The organism is Streptomyces sp. NPDC005955 (assembly GCF_042871255.1).
Taxonomy (GTDB): Bacteria; Actinomycetota; Actinomycetes; order Streptomycetales; family Streptomycetaceae; genus Streptomyces.
In genome coordinates, this window is sequence record NZ_JBIAIF010000011.1 from 93,087 (window position 1) to 108,719 (window position 15,633).

Consider the following 15,633-nt stretch of genomic DNA (forward strand, 5'->3'; position numbering starts at 1 on the left):
GGATCGTCTTCGACGATGGACCCGGACGACGTTGTGAAAAGCACACCGGTGGCGGAGCAGGACAGTGCCTCTTCACATTGACCGAAAAGACCGCAGCGACGAACCTTGTATTCAAGTCACCGCGCACCGGATCAGCCGGCTCCCGACCTTTCCCCAAAAGCAGATGCGGCCGTACCACGTAGCGGAAACGATGTCACTTCGCAAGGAGAATCAGTTTGGGCAGCGAATCGCAGGGCCGTGTGCGCGCAGCTACCTCGGCCACTGCCTTAGACCACATCAGGCTGGATGTAGTAGACATTGACATCGCCGAACGGTTTTATGTCGACGCACTCGGGCTCACCGGCGTCGTGCGCTACGACCTGACCGACCGGGTCATTTCACAGATGGCGCCGGACGGCAGGCCAGCAGGTGTAGAACTCTGGCAGGAACGAGATCTTGCGCCGAACCCGCACCCTACTCAGCACATCGCGTTTCGCGTCGCCGATGTTCCGGTGTTGGTAGAACATATTCGCGCACTCGGATACCGGGTCATCACCGAGCCATATCGAATCCATCAAGAGACGGTGGCATTCGTGGCCGACCCCGATGGTCACACTATTGAACTCAACGACTTCCTAGGACGCCCGATAGGAGGAGAATCGGTATGACGGCCGGGGTTACGACCACTACGGATTACCTGAACCGGCTCATTTCTTCCCTGCGAGGGCTCGATGTGTCCCGGGTCTCGGACTGGGGATCACGGCTGGCCGAACTGGCCGGCAACGGTCAGCGTCTGCTGGTGGCCGGCAACGGCGGGTCCGCGGCGCAGGCCCAGCACCTGACAGCCGAGTTGGTGGGCCGGTTCCAGACGGAACGCCCGCCGATGTCCGCGTTGGCGCTGCATGCCGAGACATCCTCAGTCACCGCGATCAGCAACGACTACGGCTACGAGCAGGTCTTCGCCCGGCAAGTCCGGGCACACGCGCGGCCGGGCGACATCGTGCTGCTCATGTCCGGCTCCGGCCGCAGTGCCAACCTGCTGCGTGCCGCGGAGGCCGCACGCGAGGTCGGCGCGGTGACGTGGGCGCTGACGGGACCCGCGCCCAATCCACTGGTCACGCTGGTGGACGAAGCGGTGACCGTGACGGCGCAGGCGACATCCACGGCGCAGGAATGCCACCTCGTGGTGATCCACCTGATGTGCGCGGCCATGGACGACGCCATCGCCGCCAAGGGCTCCACCGCCGCAGACGCCGTGGGTTCCCACCCGTCCGCGCCGCTCTCTTCGTTGGCCGCCTCCTCGCCATCGGAGCCGGTCGGGGAGGGCCGACCGGCTGCGGCACCCGGAGTCCGCACGAACCTGGTGGTGGTCGGCGATGCGTTCCTCGACCGCGACCACACCGGCCGGGTGGAGCGGGTCGCCTCCGATGAACCGGCCCTGGTCGTGAGCGGTGGCACCACGCGCATGCGCCCCGGCGGTGCCGCACTGGCGGCCGTCATGAGCGCGAGACAGGGCCACGCGGTCACCCTCGTCACCGCGTTGGGAGAGGACGCGGTGGGCGACCAACTGCGCACGCTGCTGGACGAAGCGCGAGTCGAGGTGGTCGATCTCGGGCTGGACGGCCCGACTGCGGTGAAGACGCGGATACGCGCCGCCGCGCGCACCCTGATGATGCTGGACGAGCACGATGTCTGCCCGCCGATCGGGCGGGAGAGCGACACAGCGTTGCCCGCGGCACGGCGCGTACTGACGGCTGCCGACGGCGTCCTGGTGTCCGACTACGGTCGAGGCGTCACCGCGCACACCGGCCTGCGTGACCTCCTCGCTGAGGCCGCTCGGCGCTCTCCGCTGGTCTGGGATCCGCATCCGCGCGGCGCGGTTCCGGTCGCCCATACCGCCGTCGTGACGCCGAACAGCCGGGAAGCCCGAGTCATCGCCTCCCGACCGGGCAGCGGCGCGTTGTCGGACGACGTCGAGGCGGCACGCGCGGTAGGGCGCGTGTGGGGGCCGGTCCAGGTGGTGCTCACCCGGCAGGAGCACGGGGCCGTCCTGCTCTCCGACGCGGATCTGCCGCCGCTGGTCGTGCCCGCGAAGGCTGCCGCGGGAGGGAAGGCCGACGCCTGCGGTGCCGGCGACTTCTTCGCCGGTCACCTCGCCGCCATGCTGGCCTGCGGTCAGTTGCCCAGCGAGGCGGTGGCATCGGCGGTGCGGGCGGCGTCGGAGTACGTCGCGGCGGGTGGCCCCAGGTCCTTGGCCCACCGGCCCGACAACGGCTCACCGACGACCGGGCCCTCGGGGGCCGGGCGCGCGGCGGCAGTGCGCGGGGCCGTCGAGCTCGCCGAGGCGGTCCGGGCCAGGGGCGGCACCGTGGTTGCCGCGGGCGGGTGCTTCGACCTCTTGCACGTCGGGCACGTCCGGCTGCTCGAACAGGCGCGCCAACTGGGTGACTGCCTGATCGTCTGTCTGAACAGCGACGACTCGATGTCCCGGCTGAAGGGCCCGTCGCGCCCCGTCGTACCGGCGGCGCAGCGCGCTCTCGTGCTCGAAGCACTCGCTTCCGTGGACAGCGTGCTGGTGTTCGACGAGGACACGCCCGACGAGGCCATACGCGCGCTGCGACCCTCGATCTGGGTCAAGGGCGGCGACTACTCGGGGATAGGGATTCCCGAGAGCAAGCTGGTCGGTTCGCTGGGCGGACGAACCGTGGTCGTACCGTTCGTCGCCGGCTGGTCGACGTCGTCGCTGATCGAGTCGGCGCGGACCCGGTGACCGGCATGAGTCAGCGGAGCGTGCTGGTCACGGGAGCTGCCGGGTTCATCGGCCGACACGTGGCGCGGGCCTGTCTGGAAGCCGGATACCAGGTCACCGCGGTAGACCTCGCCACGCCGCCCTGCGACCTCCGCCGGGACACCACCTTCCACACCGGTTCGTTCGACGACCCCGCGATTCTTCAGGCGGTGGCCGCAGGCCAGTTCACCGCGGTGGTGCACCTCGGCGCGATCAGCAGCACCGTCGAGGAGGACTGGCAGGCGCTGGAGCGAACGAACGTCACCGGACCCGCGGCACTGGCGGAGCGCTGCGAGCGAAGCGGCACGCGGTTCGTCTACGCGTCCTCGTTCAGCGTCTACGGTGGGATCACCGGTCGGCGGGCACTGCCGGAGACCGCACTGGGCTCCCCCGCGTGCTCCGGCCCGCTGAACGCCTACGCCCAGTCGAAGACCTTGTTCGACACGCACATGACCACGCGGTCCGGCATCCGCGGAGGACCGGGATGGGCGGGCCTGCGGTTCACCAACGTCTTCGGCGCCGGGGAACTGCACAAGGAGTCGATGGCCTCCATCATCGGCCAGCTCCTCCTCGCCACCGCGCGGCAGGAACCGCTCACGGTCTTCGCGGACACGTTGGAGGCGTGCCGGGACTACGTTCCCGTCGCCACGGTCGCGCAGACGTGCGTCCTGATGGCTGATCCCGCGGCGCCCTCCGGCATCTACAACCTCGGATCGGGCCATGCGGTCAGCTTCGCCGAGTTGCTCCACTGGTGTTCGGACTTCGCGGAGACACCACTGAACGTGCGGTTGGTCCCGAACCCCCACATCGGCCGGTATCAGTACTGGACCTGCGCCGACATGTCCGCTCTGGACAGAGCGCTCCCGGCACGGCCCCGTCCGGGTCTGGACGACCTGCGCAACGCCGCCCATGAGTTGTACCTGCATTTCGAGAACACAGGAAGACACGCTGAAAGCGCGGTCGCCGCGAGCATGGAGATCAAGTGAGTATGGACACGGTCGTGGTGGGCAGGGATCAACTGGATCTACTCATCCCCCTGATCGTCGAGCATCAGCGCGCCTGCGGAAGAGAGGTCGACCTCGCCATCACCCGCGCCTTCTTCGAGGGTGTCGTCGGAAATGATGCGAGTTTCCAGATCATCGCGATCGAAGAGGGCGCCGCTGTGGGATGCGTGATGGTAGATCCCATTCCGAACCTCCAGTTCGCGGACAACGTGGCGTACGTGCACGACGTGTACGTAACCGAGCCCCTCCGTGGTTTCCGAGGCATTGGAGCGATTCTGGTGGCCGCGGCGTTCGTGGAGGCGATGCGGCGGGGCTACGAGTACGCCGAAGGCGAGACCGAACCCGATAACACTCCCGCGCGGAAACTCTACGCCCGCTTGGCGAAGAAGATGGGAGTCGGCTGCAAGGACGTGGGCTCGGTGCGCTACCTCCTGGATCTTCGCCCCGGCATCGAGCGCGCGCGGAACGAGCCCGAGTACCTGGACCGGCTCGCCAGCCCCCGGCTCCTGAGCCGCTTGAGTGCCCCGCCGGAAGCCGACGGACACTGACCAAGAAGGGCGCAAATGCCTACTGCAATGGTCTTCATCAACGAAGGCGTGGGCAACGGGATCATCACGGCGCCACTCCTGGCGGCGCTGGAGCGAAGCCACCCGGGGCAGCGCTACTTTATGGCACCGAATATCGCACTTGAGGCGGAATGGGTGCGCTCGGCGTTCGGTATGCAGGGTTCTTCCGGGACGTTCCCGGCACTGTGGCGACGGTTCTCACCGATTGATCGGGAGGAACTGTGGAATTTCATCGACCGCAATGACGTAGACCTAGTCGTCAATCTCAGGATGGAGTTCGCCGAAAAGGACGGAAACTACTTCGATTTCCGTTCCGAGGCGACGAAAAGGGGGGTCGAGTGCTGGGACCTGCATGAATTGGGCGGGCCTCAGCGGCTGCCCTTCGGTGAACAGGCCGCCCGTCTTCTGCGCGCACACGGTGTCCCCGTCGACCTGAACCGCTCGGCCTGGCTCGCCGACCGGCGGCAGGCACGTCCAGGACTGGCGGGTTGCTATGTCGGTGCCAGTGCCGCGGTCAAGCGCTGGCCGACGGAGGACTGGTCGACTCTGATCGCGCAGCTGGGCGACCAGGGGCTAGAGGTCGAGATCGCGGTCGGCCTGGCAGCGGACGAACAGGTGCTGGCACATCGGCTGTCGTCGGAGCCGGATGTCACCAAGACCGTCCATCTGCACTCGCTGGAAGCCCTCCGCGACTGGATCGCCGGGCTGGACGTGCTGGTCAGCAACGACACGCTGGCAGTGCACCTGGCGGCCGCACTGGGGTGCCCGGTGGTCACGCTGTACCTGGCGACCGACGGCGACATCTGGTCACCGGCAGCACCGCCTGACGTCTCGCGGATCGTGCAGAGCACCCTCGCGCTGTCGTGTTCCCACATGAAGCCGAACGGCACCTGCCGGCTCTACTACACCGGGTGCCCGGCCCCGTGCGCGGCCGGTGTGACCCCGGCTGACGTGCTGATCGAACTGAACCAATTGGAATGGAGCAGGCGGCGATTCAGCCGCCAGGAGGTGGTCGAATGACCCGGCGACGCGCTATCGCAGTACTCGGTGGCCGGCCCGGCAACGCGGGAGCCGATGTCCTCCTGCTCGCGGAGATGATCGGCGAAGAGCTCGCCAAGCGCGGCTACGGCGTGGTGAGCGGCGGAGAGGGCGGCGTGGCAGCCGCGACCAACAAGGGCTGCCAGGCGGTCGGCGGCGACACACTCGCGTTGCTGAAGTGGAACCGTCTGTCCGACGCCGAGGACGGGACCACCTGGGCCCTGCCCACGTCCATGGACCTGGCCCGGAGCAACATCCTCAACTGGTGCGGCGACGGCATGATCGCGTTCGAGGGCCGTTACGGCACGCTCACCGAGATTGGTCTCGCCCTGGACACGGGACGCCCGCTGCTGGTCCTGGGCGACCACCCGTTCCTCACCCCCGAGGCGTTCGAGGCGCCCACCTGTCGCGTCGTGCCGAATCCGCGCCCGGAGGACGCCGCCGAACTGGTCGACCTGCTCGAAAAGCTGATCGAGGCAAGCGAGCAGGCATCCGTGCGGCCCGGTGCCGCCGTCGTCGAGGACGACCAGCTCGACGAGAGCGGCATCGGGTTGCGACGCGCGATACCGGGAGACCTCGAACTGTTCCGCCGGACCTTCGGCGACGCCGACGTCCTGGCGTGGCGGGCGTTGGAACCGACCGACGGGGTGCTCAGCCGATTCCAGCACGAGCGCTGCCTCGTGGTGCTGGAGCGGAATCGCCCCGTCGGCTTCCTGGAGTACCGCACGGCGACCGATCCGGACGTCGAACGCATCGAAATCGAGGCGGTGGTGGTGTCCGACCCGGCCGACCGGGGCCGGTCGATCGGGACCCGGGCACTCAAGTTGTTCGCCGGATCGGTCTTCGCGGCCGGTCGGCACCGGGTCACCGCGGCGCCCAACGCCGACAACGGGGCCGCTGTGCGATGCCTGGAGAAGGCGGGTTTCCAGCAGGTCGGCCAGATGCGGTCCTACGAACGCCACCACGGTGCATGGCGGGACGCGCTGCTGATGGATCTGCTCCCGAGTGACCTGGCAGACAGGTAGTCCAGGCCCCGGGGACCGCAGTCGGGCACGCATCACAGGACAGCACCAGACGAGATTGAGGAACACCATGGCCGGACCAGGACTTTCCCGCATCGGCCCCGAAGAAGAGGCCGAGCTGTTGGACGTCGTACGCGAGCGAGAGCTCAGCCGGTACCGCTTCGACGACCACGACGGCTCCGCGCTGCCATCGAAGGTTTCGCGTTTCGAGCAGGAGTTCCGCGCCTTGACCGGCGCGCGCCACTGCCTGGGCATGAACAGCTGCACCAGCGCGCTGTACGCCGGGCTGCTCGCCGCGGGCGTCGGTCCGGGTGACGAGGTGATCGTGCCGGGCTACACCTTCATCGCCTCTATCGCCGCGGTCGTGCATACGGGAGCCGAGCCGGTACTCGCCGAGATCGACGAATCCCTGCTGCTCGATCCGGCGGACGTGGCCACGAGAATCACGTCGCGCACGAAGGCGGTGCTCGCCGTGCACATGCTCGGAGCGCCGTGCGACCTCGACGCCCTGGATGCCCTCACACGTGAGCACGGACTGCTGCTCGTGGAGGACTGCGCACAGGCCGGTGGCGGCACCTACCGCGGTCGGCACCTCGGGACGTTCGGCCGATTCGGCGCGTTCAGCCTCAATGTCTTCAAGACCTTCACAGCGGGGGACGGCGGTGTGCTGCTCACCGAGGACGACGAGCTGTACGAGACCGCGTTCGCCCTGCACGATCACGGCGCCGCGCCGCTGCGGCTGGGCGTCACCGACGGGCCGCCGCTGTTCGGTCTGAATCTCCGGATGCACGAGCTGACCGGCGCGTTCGCGCTCGCTCAGGTGCGCAAGGTGCCGGACATCCTGCGGACGCTGCGTGCCAACCGGGACAAGTTCGTGCACGCGATCGGCGACCTACCCGGGGTGACGCCCCGCCCTCTGCACGACCGGGAGGGCGATTGCGCCACGGTGCAGGCGTACACGTTCACCTCCGCGGCCCTGGCCGAGGAGGTGGCAACGCGCCTGGGCACGATCACCCTGAGCCGGTCGGGCAAACACCACTACGCCAACATGTCCCAGTTGCAGCCTGACCCACTGGTCGCGACGGCGCCCGGCACCCGCCGACCGGACCGCGCCGTCACACGGCGCTGCTATCCGCTGGGCAGCCTGCCGCGCACGGACGACCTACTCAACCGCACCATTGCGTTGAGCGTCGGGGTGGTCGACTCCTACCTCGGCAGCGGAGTGGGCATCGACGCGACCGCCGACGACGAGGCGATCGGGGCAGCGGCGCGGCTGTTCAGGTCCACCGTCGAGGACGCGGCCAAGGCAGTGTCATGAGGGGGGAACGGGAGGCTGGCGCCGCACGCGAAGCGGCCGTGACGGCCTTGCCGCCGACCTCAGCCCCGCACGCGTCGCCCTGGAAGGAAAGCACCGGGTGAGCACGGTTGGGTTCGCATACGGTGCTCAGGCGGCAACGGAGTTCCTGGACGCGCACCGGCTCTCGGCGCGTACGCCGTTCCAGACGTGCGGCTGGTGGCGAGCGTGGATACGTGAGGCGGCGGAGAGCGAAGGCGCGACCCCGGTGCTGGTACACACGATGCGTCCCGACCGGCCCACCTTGGTGGTCGGACTGCAGTTGCACCAGGACGGGAGCACCGCGCTCCTGCGCCCCTTGTCCTGGCCGTGGGCCGACTACCACGAGGTCGCGGAGGCGGGTGACACGTCGCACCTCGGCGCCGAGCCCGACATCGGGGAGGTGGCCGAGGCCATCGACCGGTGCCAGCGGGAGTTCGGTGCCCGGCTGGAACTGTGCAACCTGATCGCTGACGGACCGCTGCTGCGCGCCGTGTCCGAACTAGGCGCCGTGCTCCAGCCGTCGGACACGGTCTTCCGACTCGACCTCACCGATCCCGACGTCGTCCGACGCGTCAGCGAGCGGCGCGGCATACAGCGCAAGCGCCGCCGGATCGAGCGACTCGGCAAGCTCCGGCTGACCTGCGCGGACAGCCCGGAGCGGGTCGCCGCCCGCCTGCCGGCCTTCATCGACCTGCATGCGCGGCAGTGGCGTGATCGGCCTGACGTAGTGGCGCCGTTCGACGGCGACGTGGTCGACAGGACCTACGGAGCCGTCGCCGCCGAGCCGTCCAGCGCCGCGCGATTGCACGAGTTGTGGCTGGACGAGACCCTACTCGCCGGATGGTTCGGCTTCTGGCGCGACCGCACGTACTACACCTACCGCGCGGCCTACGACGCCGGCCACGCTCGCGACTCGCCCGGGCACCTGCTGACAGCCGCGATGGTCTCCGCGCTCGCGGCCCAAGGGGCGGACACCTTCGACCTGACGCGCGGCGACTACGCGTACAAGCGCGAACTGCCCAGCAGCCGCGCGCTCACCATGTCGGCGAGCCTGGAGCGGCCATGCAGGGTGTGACCCGTTGCGGTCGCCCCGGGCATCAGGGAACAGCCTCTCCGCCATGACGAAAACACATCAGACGACACACAACCGTGGGGTGCCAGTGGGACCGTTGGTCGACGTGGAGACACTCGTGGTCGGGGCGGGAATGGCCGGCCTCGCGACGGCGGCAGAGCTCGGCCGCCGAGGCCGGGATTCGGTGGCCGTGCTGGAGGCCGGCCCTGATCGAGGCCGCACCCATATCCAGACCGAGTATTCCTCGGCAGAAGCCCTCCGACTCTGGTTGCGCCCGGACACCGACCCCGACTTCAGCCGTCCGTATGAGACCGTCGGCGGGGCCTTCCGGGACTTGGCCGGCCTGCGTCGCCGGGTCGGTGGCCGCTCGCTCTACTGGGGTGGCGTACTGCTGCCCATCGAGGGCTGGGCCCTCTCCGAGAAGTGGCCGCAGGCGATCGCCACCGAACTGACGCAGACCTGGGACGGCGGGCCGTCGCTGTACCAGCGGGTCATCGACGACGTGGTCGATTGGGGTGCCAAGCCTCCCGGAGGACTCAGGCTGACCCTTGGTGAACTGGAGTTCGACCGCACGCCGCACGCCACCCGTGAGGAACCCGCCGGCGGGTGGAGCGCGTTCAGCCCGCTGGCATGGTGGGGGGAGGGCGACGACGGCGACCCGAGGGTGCGCCGGGTGCCGATCCTCGCCGGCCATGAGGTTCTGGGGGTCCGTGTCGAACACGGCAGGGCGATCGGCGTGCAGGTACGCACCGAGGATGGCGAGCTGCGCGACCTGCGCGCGAAGCGGGTGGTCCTGGCGGCCGGCACGGTGGTGAACAGCCGGCTGGCGATCCAGGCCCTGGCGGACTCGGGGACCGGCGCACCGCGTGAACTGCCGGGACTCGTGGACAAGATCTCACAGGGGTTCACGGTCGCCTTCACCGATGCCGAACGGCTTCCCGATACCGTCCGGGCGGCTGCTCGTGAGGGCCGCATCCACCATCGCATCGGTACCGCCAGTACCCGGGCCAACCAGTTCGTGCGATTCAGCGAGAGCGCGGACGGCACGGTCACCTTGGACAGCTGGACCATGGGCGAGCAGCGCCGCGGCCCGCACGGCCGGGTGCGGTGCGGCGGCAGCGGCGCATGGCCCTGGTCGACGACGGTGCACGCGGGACTCGACGCGGCCGACGAGGAGGTGCGCGCCAGCCAGCAGCACCTGCTCGACGAAGTGTGGGCGGAAGTGGCGAGCCCGCTCGGAGTTCCGGCCGACCCCCTTGTGTTCTCTCCGCGGCACGGTTCGCCGGACCTCGCCGACCGGCTGACAGCGATCCGTACCGCGACGCCACGTACCTACAGCTTCCCGATCGGTTCCGAGCAACACGAGGCCGGCACCTTGGCCCTCGGCGAGGTCCTCGACGAGGAACAGCAGTTCACCGCCGTACCGGGTCTGTACGCGTGCGGTCCGTCGGTGATGCCACGCACCGGAGCGGCGAACCCGTCGATGACGACGCTCGCGCTGAGCAAGCGGTTGGGAGCGGTCCTCGCCCGGTGACGGGCAGCAGCAGGCACCAAGGAGGCAGGGAGTCCCCGATGCAACGAATGTCGATCGCGGTGTCCGGCACCGAATTCACGGAAGCCGACGGCGTGGACGGCCTGATAGGAATGGCCGGGGCCGCTCAGTGCGACGCGGTGGAGTTCTGGTATCCGAAGAACGCCCTGCGGGACGGTGCCGACGCCGCGTTCCGCAAGCTGGATCGTGCCGGGCTGCGGATAGCCTGCATATCGACCCCCAGCCAGCTCTACGGTGCCGGCGAGGCGGACTCCGTCCCGCTTCTCCACGAGGCGATCACGTTGGCGGCACGGACCGGAAGCAACCGGGTGAACACCTACTTCGGTCACGCGCCGGTGGTCGATGACGAGAGGGCGATCGCGGCGTACGCCGACGCGCTGGCACCGGTCCTCGACCATGCCGCGGCCGAAGAAGTGGTCGTCGTGCTGGAGAACGAGTTCGACGCGTTCGGATGGGACCCGGCCGCCTCCGACATCAGTAGACGGCCGGCCACGTTGGCGGCGCTGTTCACCCGGGTCGACTCGCCATGTTTCGGCTTGAACTTCGATGCCGCGAATTTCCTCTGCGCGGGGGTCTCCCCGGCCCGCGACGCGCTGTCCGCGCTGCTGCCGTGGGTGCGCTACGCCCACGTGAAGGACGCACGCCCGGCGGCGGCGGAAAACCCGCCCGATGGCTGGACCCGGTACACCGACCACGGCAGGGCCTACGACACGGCGCCTCTGGGCGCCGGGGAGGTGGACTGGCCGACGATCGTCGACAGCCTGGCGACCGCGGGCTACGACGGGTACCTCGCGCTCGAACCGCACTGCGCGCGGTCGATTCTCCTGGCCGAGACGGCCAGGGCCGCCGACCACCTGCGCGACCTGATCAGGGTTCACACCCCGTCCCACCAGTGATCCGCAGGCGTCTTCGCAGGCCGTCCCGCAGGAACAGGAAGAGCCCGGGCCGACGAGGAGTACATCTCTGTGCAGTGCCATGCCCTGCCCACCCCCGACCCGACGGAGGAACCATGACCTCTACGGCTGCCGAGCCGTCGCTGTGGCGCAACCGCGACTTCGTCACGCTCTGGAGCGGCCAGGTCGTTTCCACCCTCGGCGCCCGGATCAGCTCAACAGCGATGCCGCTGCTCGTCCTGGCCACGACAGGAGAGCCCGCCGACGCGGGCTTGGTCGGAGCCGCTGGGACCCTGCCCTTCCTCATCGCCTACCTCCCGGCCGGACCGCTGGTGGACCGGTACAGCCGTCATCGGATTCTGCTGACGAGCGAGATCCTGGCCTGCCTCGCCCTGGCCACTGTTCCGGTCACCCTCTGGCTGGGACTGCTGACGATCACCCAGCTCATTGTGGTCGCGTTCGTCCAGGGGCTGTGCTTCGTGTTCTTCAGCCTGGCGGAGACGGCCGCTCTTCCCAGAATCGTCCCGGCCGTCCAACTGCCTGCGGCCGTGGCCCAGAACGAGGCCCGCAACCGCGGTGCCGCCCTGGCCGGCGGACCGATCGGCGGCCTGCTCTTCGGAATCGACCGCGCCCTGCCCTTCCTGGCCGATGCGATCTCCTACGCCGCCGCCTCCATCGCGCTGCTGTTCCTCCGCAGGGATCTACAGAACAAGACGACCGCGCCGACCGAGCCGCTGCGGCAGGCGACCATGGCAGGACTGCGCTGGATCTGGCGCCACCCGCTCATCCGCACCGCGACCCTGCTGATCACCGCCACCAACCTGGTCTTCCAGGCACTCGTCCTGACCATCGTCGTCCTCGCCCAACGCCACGGTGCCACCTCCGGCACCATCGGAACCATGCTCGGCATCTACGCCGGCGGCGGACTCGTCGGCGCACTGGTCGCTGGCCGGGCTCATCGCTCCTTCACGCCCAGAATGGTCATCATCGGAGTCAACTGGATCTGGGCCGCCCTCTTACCGCTCTTCCTTCTCACCACCAACCCCCTGCTCATCGGGGTGATAGGCGCGGCCACCGCCTTCATCAGCCCCTTGTGGAATGTCGTGATCATCAGCTACAGCGCGCTCCTGGTCCCCAACGAGCTCCTGGGCCGGGTCACCAGCGCGGCAATGACCCTCGCTTGGGGGGCCATGCCCATCGGCTCCCTCGGCGCCGGGCTGCTGCTGACCACGGCGGGCCCCACCGGTGCCGTCCTCGCCCTCACCGCCGTCATGCTCGTCACAGCGGTCTGCGCGACCATCAGCCCGTCCGTCCGCAGCGCCCCGCCGCTGACCCCGCACAAGGGGCAGGTGGCAACATGACCGCCCCCGCGCGCACCCGTGCCCTTCGGAGGCCGGCGGTGTTCCTCGACCGCGACGGCACTCTCACCGAACCCCGCCACTACCCGTCCCGCCCCGAGGACCTGATACTCCAGACGGGCATCGGGCCACCGCTACGCGTCCTCCAGCAGGCCGGTTTCGCCTTGATCGTGGTCACCAACCAGAGCGGACTGGCCCGCGGCCTGGTCGACGAGGCCGCCATCGCACCGATGCACCACCGGCTGCGGGAACTCCTGGCGCACCACCAGGTTCGGCTGGACGGGATCTACCTCTGCCCGCACCACCGAAGCGGTACCGTGCCGCGGTTCTCCCTCGCCTGCCCGTGTCGCAAGCCCGCCCCGGGAATGCTCCACCAGGCCGCCCGCGACCTCGACCGCGACCTGTCCTCCTCGTGGATGGTCGGCGACTCCGCGTGTGACATCGAGGCCGGCCGCCGCGCCGGAACCCGCACTGCTCTCGTCGGTCCGAAGCCCCTCACCGGTATCGCACCGACCCTGCACCGACCCACGACCGCCGAGGCGCTCACCGCCATCGCGGCCTGGGCAAGCTCCGCAGACCGCATACCTGACCCGACGAACTCCATGGAGAACCACCGTGCCGACAACTGACCTCTCGCCCCGCCCCGCCGCATGGCAATGGCCTGCTGCGGCTCCGGACGCCGAAGACCCGCACTTCCGGATAGTGATCGTCGGAGGGGGGCTCGCGGGGCTCGAAGTAGCCTGGCGACTGGCCGCTCTCGGTGTCGACGACGTCCTGGTCGTCGAAGGCGGACCCGCGCGGGATCTGCTGCACATCAACTCCGCGCACCGGCCCGATCAAGCGCTGCGTACCTTCCTCGACCCCGTCGTCGACCCGCACTTCCAGCGTTGCTGGACATCGGAATCCGCCCCGCACTACGCCGTTACCACCGGCCTGCGCAAGCGCCTCGGTGGACGTTCGCTGTACTGGTACGGCGCGTCGCTGCCGGTGGAGAACTGGGCGCTGGCCGACTGGCCGGAGCAGGTCGTGGCGGACCTGCGCGGCTCGTGGCTGGGCGGCGTACCGCTCTACGAGCGGGTCGCCGCGGAACTCGGCGTAGATCCGGCCCCGCTCAACTCGCAGCAACCGGCTCTGGAACTCGGAGGATTCCGTCTCGTCCGCACCCCGCAGGCCGAAACCCGGTTCGGCGACGACGGCCGCTGGTACGCCTACTCCCCGCTGGACCATTGGCGGCACCCGGTGACGGGCGCCGCGCTGGAGGCCCCGCGCGGCATCCGGTTCCTGTGCGACACCGACGTCCTCGCGGTCGACGTCAAAGACGGTCGAGCCTGCGGCGTCCTCGTCCGGGAAGCCGGCCCGAACGCCGAGGCCCGCCGGATTTCCGCGGACTCGGTGATCCTTGCCGCCGGGACCATCGAGAGCAGCAGGCTAGCCATCCAGGCGCTGTGCGCGGTCGACCCCGGCCGCCCGCCCCGGCTGGACGGGCTGACCGACCACATCGTCCAGGGCTTCTTCCTGCGCGTGCGCGATGACCGGGCATCCCGCGGGCTGCCGGACATCGCCTCCGGCTCGTATGTGACCGCGTGCGAGGACGGCCACCGGTCGAACCTGTTCATCACGGTCGTACGGCCCGAACCCGGCATCCTTCAATTCGACGTGCGGCTCACCGGGGAGCAGGTGCCCGGGAGCGGTAGCCATGTGACGTGCGAGCCGACCCCCGGGTTCCCGTGGCGCACCGCTGTGACAGCCGAGCTGGCCCCGGTCGACCGGGACGTGGTCGCCCGCCAGCGACGGGTGCTGGACGAGGTGTGGCTCCAGCTGGCCGCCGAGTTCGGCCTCACCCCCGCGCCCCTGGCCTTCGACGACTTCGACCGCCCGCTGCGCACCAACGCGTTCGTGCTGCCGGAGTCGATCGGCACGGAGGCGTCCGAAGGGCCTTTCACCTGGTCAAGCCTGTTGGGCACCGAGGACCACGAGGGTTGCACGTTGCCGCTGGGCGACGTACTCGACGACCGCCATATGTTCGCCGCCGTCCCCGGCCTCTACGCCTGCGGCCCGGCGACCTTTCCCCGCATGGGTGCTGCCAACCCCTCGCTCACCACCCTGGCTCTGGCGCGGCGGCTGGCCCACGTCCTGGCCGCCGATCACGGCCCGCAGCCGCACCGGGTGGCAGCGGAGGCGGACGCGTGATGTTCGCGGACAAGCGCATCCTGGTCACCGGAGCGTCGAAGGACATCGGCCGGGGCATCGCGCTCGATCTGGCCAGGCGCGGAGCAAGCGTCGTCGGCACATACCACACCGGCGCGGACGACGCGGAAGAACTCCGCGCCCTCGGCGTCGGGGAGATGGTCCACCTCAACCACCTCGACCGGGAGGAATCAGCGGCCACGCTCGGCCGGCTGGCCGCCACCGGTCCCTTCCACGGGCTCGTGAACAACGCCGGCGTCATCGAGTTCACGCCGTGGGCATCCAGTCTGGACTCGTGGGACAGCGTGCTGGACGTCAACCTGCGGGGCCCCCTGGCCACCGCGATCGCGCTGTCCCCGACCATGCCGCCCGGCAGTTCGATCATCAACATCTCCAGCACGGCGGGGAGCGTGGGCTCATTCGATTCACTCGCCTACGCGGCGAGCAAGGCCGCGCTCACCAACCTCACGAAGAGCCTCGCCAATGTGCTCGGGCCGTCCGGAATCCGGGTCAACGCCGTATCACCCTGCCATATCGACGGCGACGCACCCGCGGAATCAGCCGGATTGACTCCGCTGGGGCGCAATGGGTTTCCGGATGACATCGCCTCGGTCGTGGCGTTTCTGCTCACCGATGGCGCTCGCTTCGTCACCGGTACGGAAATCACCGTGGACGGTGGGTACACCGCCGCGGACGCCCTCGCAAAACGCGCGTACGAAGCGGGGCCAGGGTCATAGGTGGTGTCGTAGGGCTGCCATGGAGTGGGTTGTCGGCAGGTGGGGCAGGTGCCGGTCCAGGTGGCGATGAGGTGTTGGAGGATTGCCAGGGTCTGGTAGAG

Annotated in this window: 14 protein-coding genes; all 14 read left to right on the top strand. The window is 69.2% G+C overall.

What is annotated here, in order from left to right; genetic code table 11:
- Positions 1 to 215 precede the first annotated feature (215 nt).
- The 14 genes from ACFYOU_RS24565 to ACFYOU_RS24630 all read left to right on the top strand — a co-directional run bounded on the left by ACFYOU_RS24565 (position 216) and on the right by ACFYOU_RS24630 (position 15,532).
- Complete coding sequence (locus ACFYOU_RS24565) at positions 216 to 647, top strand: VOC family protein (RefSeq protein WP_391308521.1); 432 nt, start codon at positions 216 to 218, stop codon at positions 645 to 647.
- Positions 644 to 2,749 carry a PfkB family carbohydrate kinase gene (locus ACFYOU_RS24570; protein ID WP_391308522.1) on the top strand — a complete coding sequence of 702 codons (2,106 nt, stop codon included), beginning with the start codon at positions 644 to 646 and terminating at the stop codon, positions 2,747 to 2,749. Before ACFYOU_RS24565 ends, ACFYOU_RS24570 begins: the two co-directional genes overlap by 4 nt.
- 5 nt (positions 2,750 to 2,754) lie before the next feature.
- A complete protein-coding gene (locus ACFYOU_RS24575) occupies positions 2,755 to 3,753 on the top strand; it encodes an NAD-dependent epimerase/dehydratase family protein (RefSeq protein ID WP_391308525.1) in 999 nt (332 codons plus the stop codon).
- Positions 3,754 to 3,755: 2 nt separating this feature from the next.
- Positions 3,756 to 4,319, top strand: coding sequence for a GNAT family N-acetyltransferase (locus ACFYOU_RS24580; RefSeq protein WP_391308658.1), 564 nt, complete (start codon positions 3,756 to 3,758; stop codon positions 4,317 to 4,319).
- 27 nt (positions 4,320 to 4,346) lie between these two features.
- Positions 4,347 to 5,357 (top strand): glycosyltransferase family 9 protein, encoded by a 1,011-nt coding sequence (locus tag ACFYOU_RS24585; RefSeq protein ID WP_391308527.1) that lies wholly within the window; start codon positions 4,347 to 4,349, stop codon positions 5,355 to 5,357.
- Entirely contained in the window at positions 5,354 to 6,400 is a 1,047-nt protein-coding gene (locus ACFYOU_RS24590) for a GNAT family N-acetyltransferase (protein WP_391308529.1), read from the top strand. Before ACFYOU_RS24585 ends, ACFYOU_RS24590 begins: the two co-directional genes overlap by 4 nt.
- 67 nt (positions 6,401 to 6,467) lie before the next feature.
- Positions 6,468 to 7,715 (top strand): DegT/DnrJ/EryC1/StrS family aminotransferase, encoded by a 1,248-nt coding sequence (locus tag ACFYOU_RS24595; protein WP_391308531.1) that lies wholly within the window; start codon positions 6,468 to 6,470, stop codon positions 7,713 to 7,715.
- A gap of 244 nt (positions 7,716 to 7,959) precedes the next feature.
- Positions 7,960 to 8,808, top strand: a complete 849-nt coding sequence (locus ACFYOU_RS24600; protein ID WP_391308533.1) for a GNAT family N-acetyltransferase — start codon at positions 7,960 to 7,962, stop codon at positions 8,806 to 8,808.
- A gap of 103 nt (positions 8,809 to 8,911) precedes the next feature.
- Entirely contained in the window at positions 8,912 to 10,339 is a 1,428-nt protein-coding gene (locus ACFYOU_RS24605) for an FAD-dependent oxidoreductase (protein WP_391308661.1), read from the top strand.
- A gap of 38 nt (positions 10,340 to 10,377) precedes the next feature.
- Complete coding sequence (locus tag ACFYOU_RS24610; protein ID WP_391308535.1) at positions 10,378 to 11,253, top strand: TIM barrel protein; 876 nt, start codon at positions 10,378 to 10,380, stop codon at positions 11,251 to 11,253.
- Between the two features lie 113 nt (positions 11,254 to 11,366).
- Complete coding sequence (locus tag ACFYOU_RS24615) at positions 11,367 to 12,611, top strand: MFS transporter (RefSeq protein WP_391308536.1); 1,245 nt, start codon at positions 11,367 to 11,369, stop codon at positions 12,609 to 12,611.
- Complete coding sequence (locus ACFYOU_RS24620) at positions 12,608 to 13,237, top strand: HAD-IIIA family hydrolase (protein ID WP_391308538.1); 630 nt, start codon at positions 12,608 to 12,610, stop codon at positions 13,235 to 13,237. Before ACFYOU_RS24615 ends, ACFYOU_RS24620 begins: the two co-directional genes overlap by 4 nt.
- Positions 13,224 to 14,798, top strand: coding sequence for a GMC oxidoreductase (locus ACFYOU_RS24625; RefSeq protein ID WP_391308540.1), 1,575 nt, complete (start codon positions 13,224 to 13,226; stop codon positions 14,796 to 14,798). Before ACFYOU_RS24620 ends, ACFYOU_RS24625 begins: the two co-directional genes overlap by 14 nt.
- Positions 14,798 to 15,532, top strand: a complete 735-nt coding sequence (locus ACFYOU_RS24630; protein ID WP_391308662.1) for an SDR family oxidoreductase — start codon at positions 14,798 to 14,800, stop codon at positions 15,530 to 15,532. The genes ACFYOU_RS24625 and ACFYOU_RS24630 overlap by 1 nt, the downstream gene beginning before the upstream one ends.
- Positions 15,533 to 15,633 lie beyond the last annotated feature (101 nt).

Bases quoted from the DNA above. Each gene is read 5' to 3' on its own strand.
- ACFYOU_RS24585 (WP_391308527.1), top strand. From the start codon at position 4,347: ATGGTCTTCATCAACGAAGGCGTGGGCAACGGGATCATCACGGCGCCA.
- ACFYOU_RS24590 (WP_391308529.1), top strand. From the start codon at position 5,354: ATGACCCGGCGACGCGCTATCGCAGTACTCGGTGGCCGGCCCGGCAAC.
- ACFYOU_RS24630 (WP_391308662.1), top strand. From the start codon at position 14,798: ATGTTCGCGGACAAGCGCATCCTGGTCACCGGAGCGTCGAAGGACATC.
- ACFYOU_RS24620 (WP_391308538.1), top strand. From the start codon at position 12,608: ATGACCGCCCCCGCGCGCACCCGTGCCCTTCGGAGGCCGGCGGTGTTC.
- ACFYOU_RS24610 (WP_391308535.1), top strand. From the start codon at position 10,378: ATGCAACGAATGTCGATCGCGGTGTCCGGCACCGAATTCACGGAAGCC.
- ACFYOU_RS24595 (WP_391308531.1), top strand. From the start codon at position 6,468: ATGGCCGGACCAGGACTTTCCCGCATCGGCCCCGAAGAAGAGGCCGAG.
- ACFYOU_RS24575 (WP_391308525.1), top strand. From the start codon at position 2,755: ATGAGTCAGCGGAGCGTGCTGGTCACGGGAGCTGCCGGGTTCATCGGC.
- ACFYOU_RS24570 (WP_391308522.1), top strand. From the start codon at position 644: ATGACGGCCGGGGTTACGACCACTACGGATTACCTGAACCGGCTCATT.
- ACFYOU_RS24615 (WP_391308536.1), top strand. From the start codon at position 11,367: ATGACCTCTACGGCTGCCGAGCCGTCGCTGTGGCGCAACCGCGACTTC.
- ACFYOU_RS24580 (WP_391308658.1), top strand. From the start codon at position 3,756: ATGGACACGGTCGTGGTGGGCAGGGATCAACTGGATCTACTCATCCCC.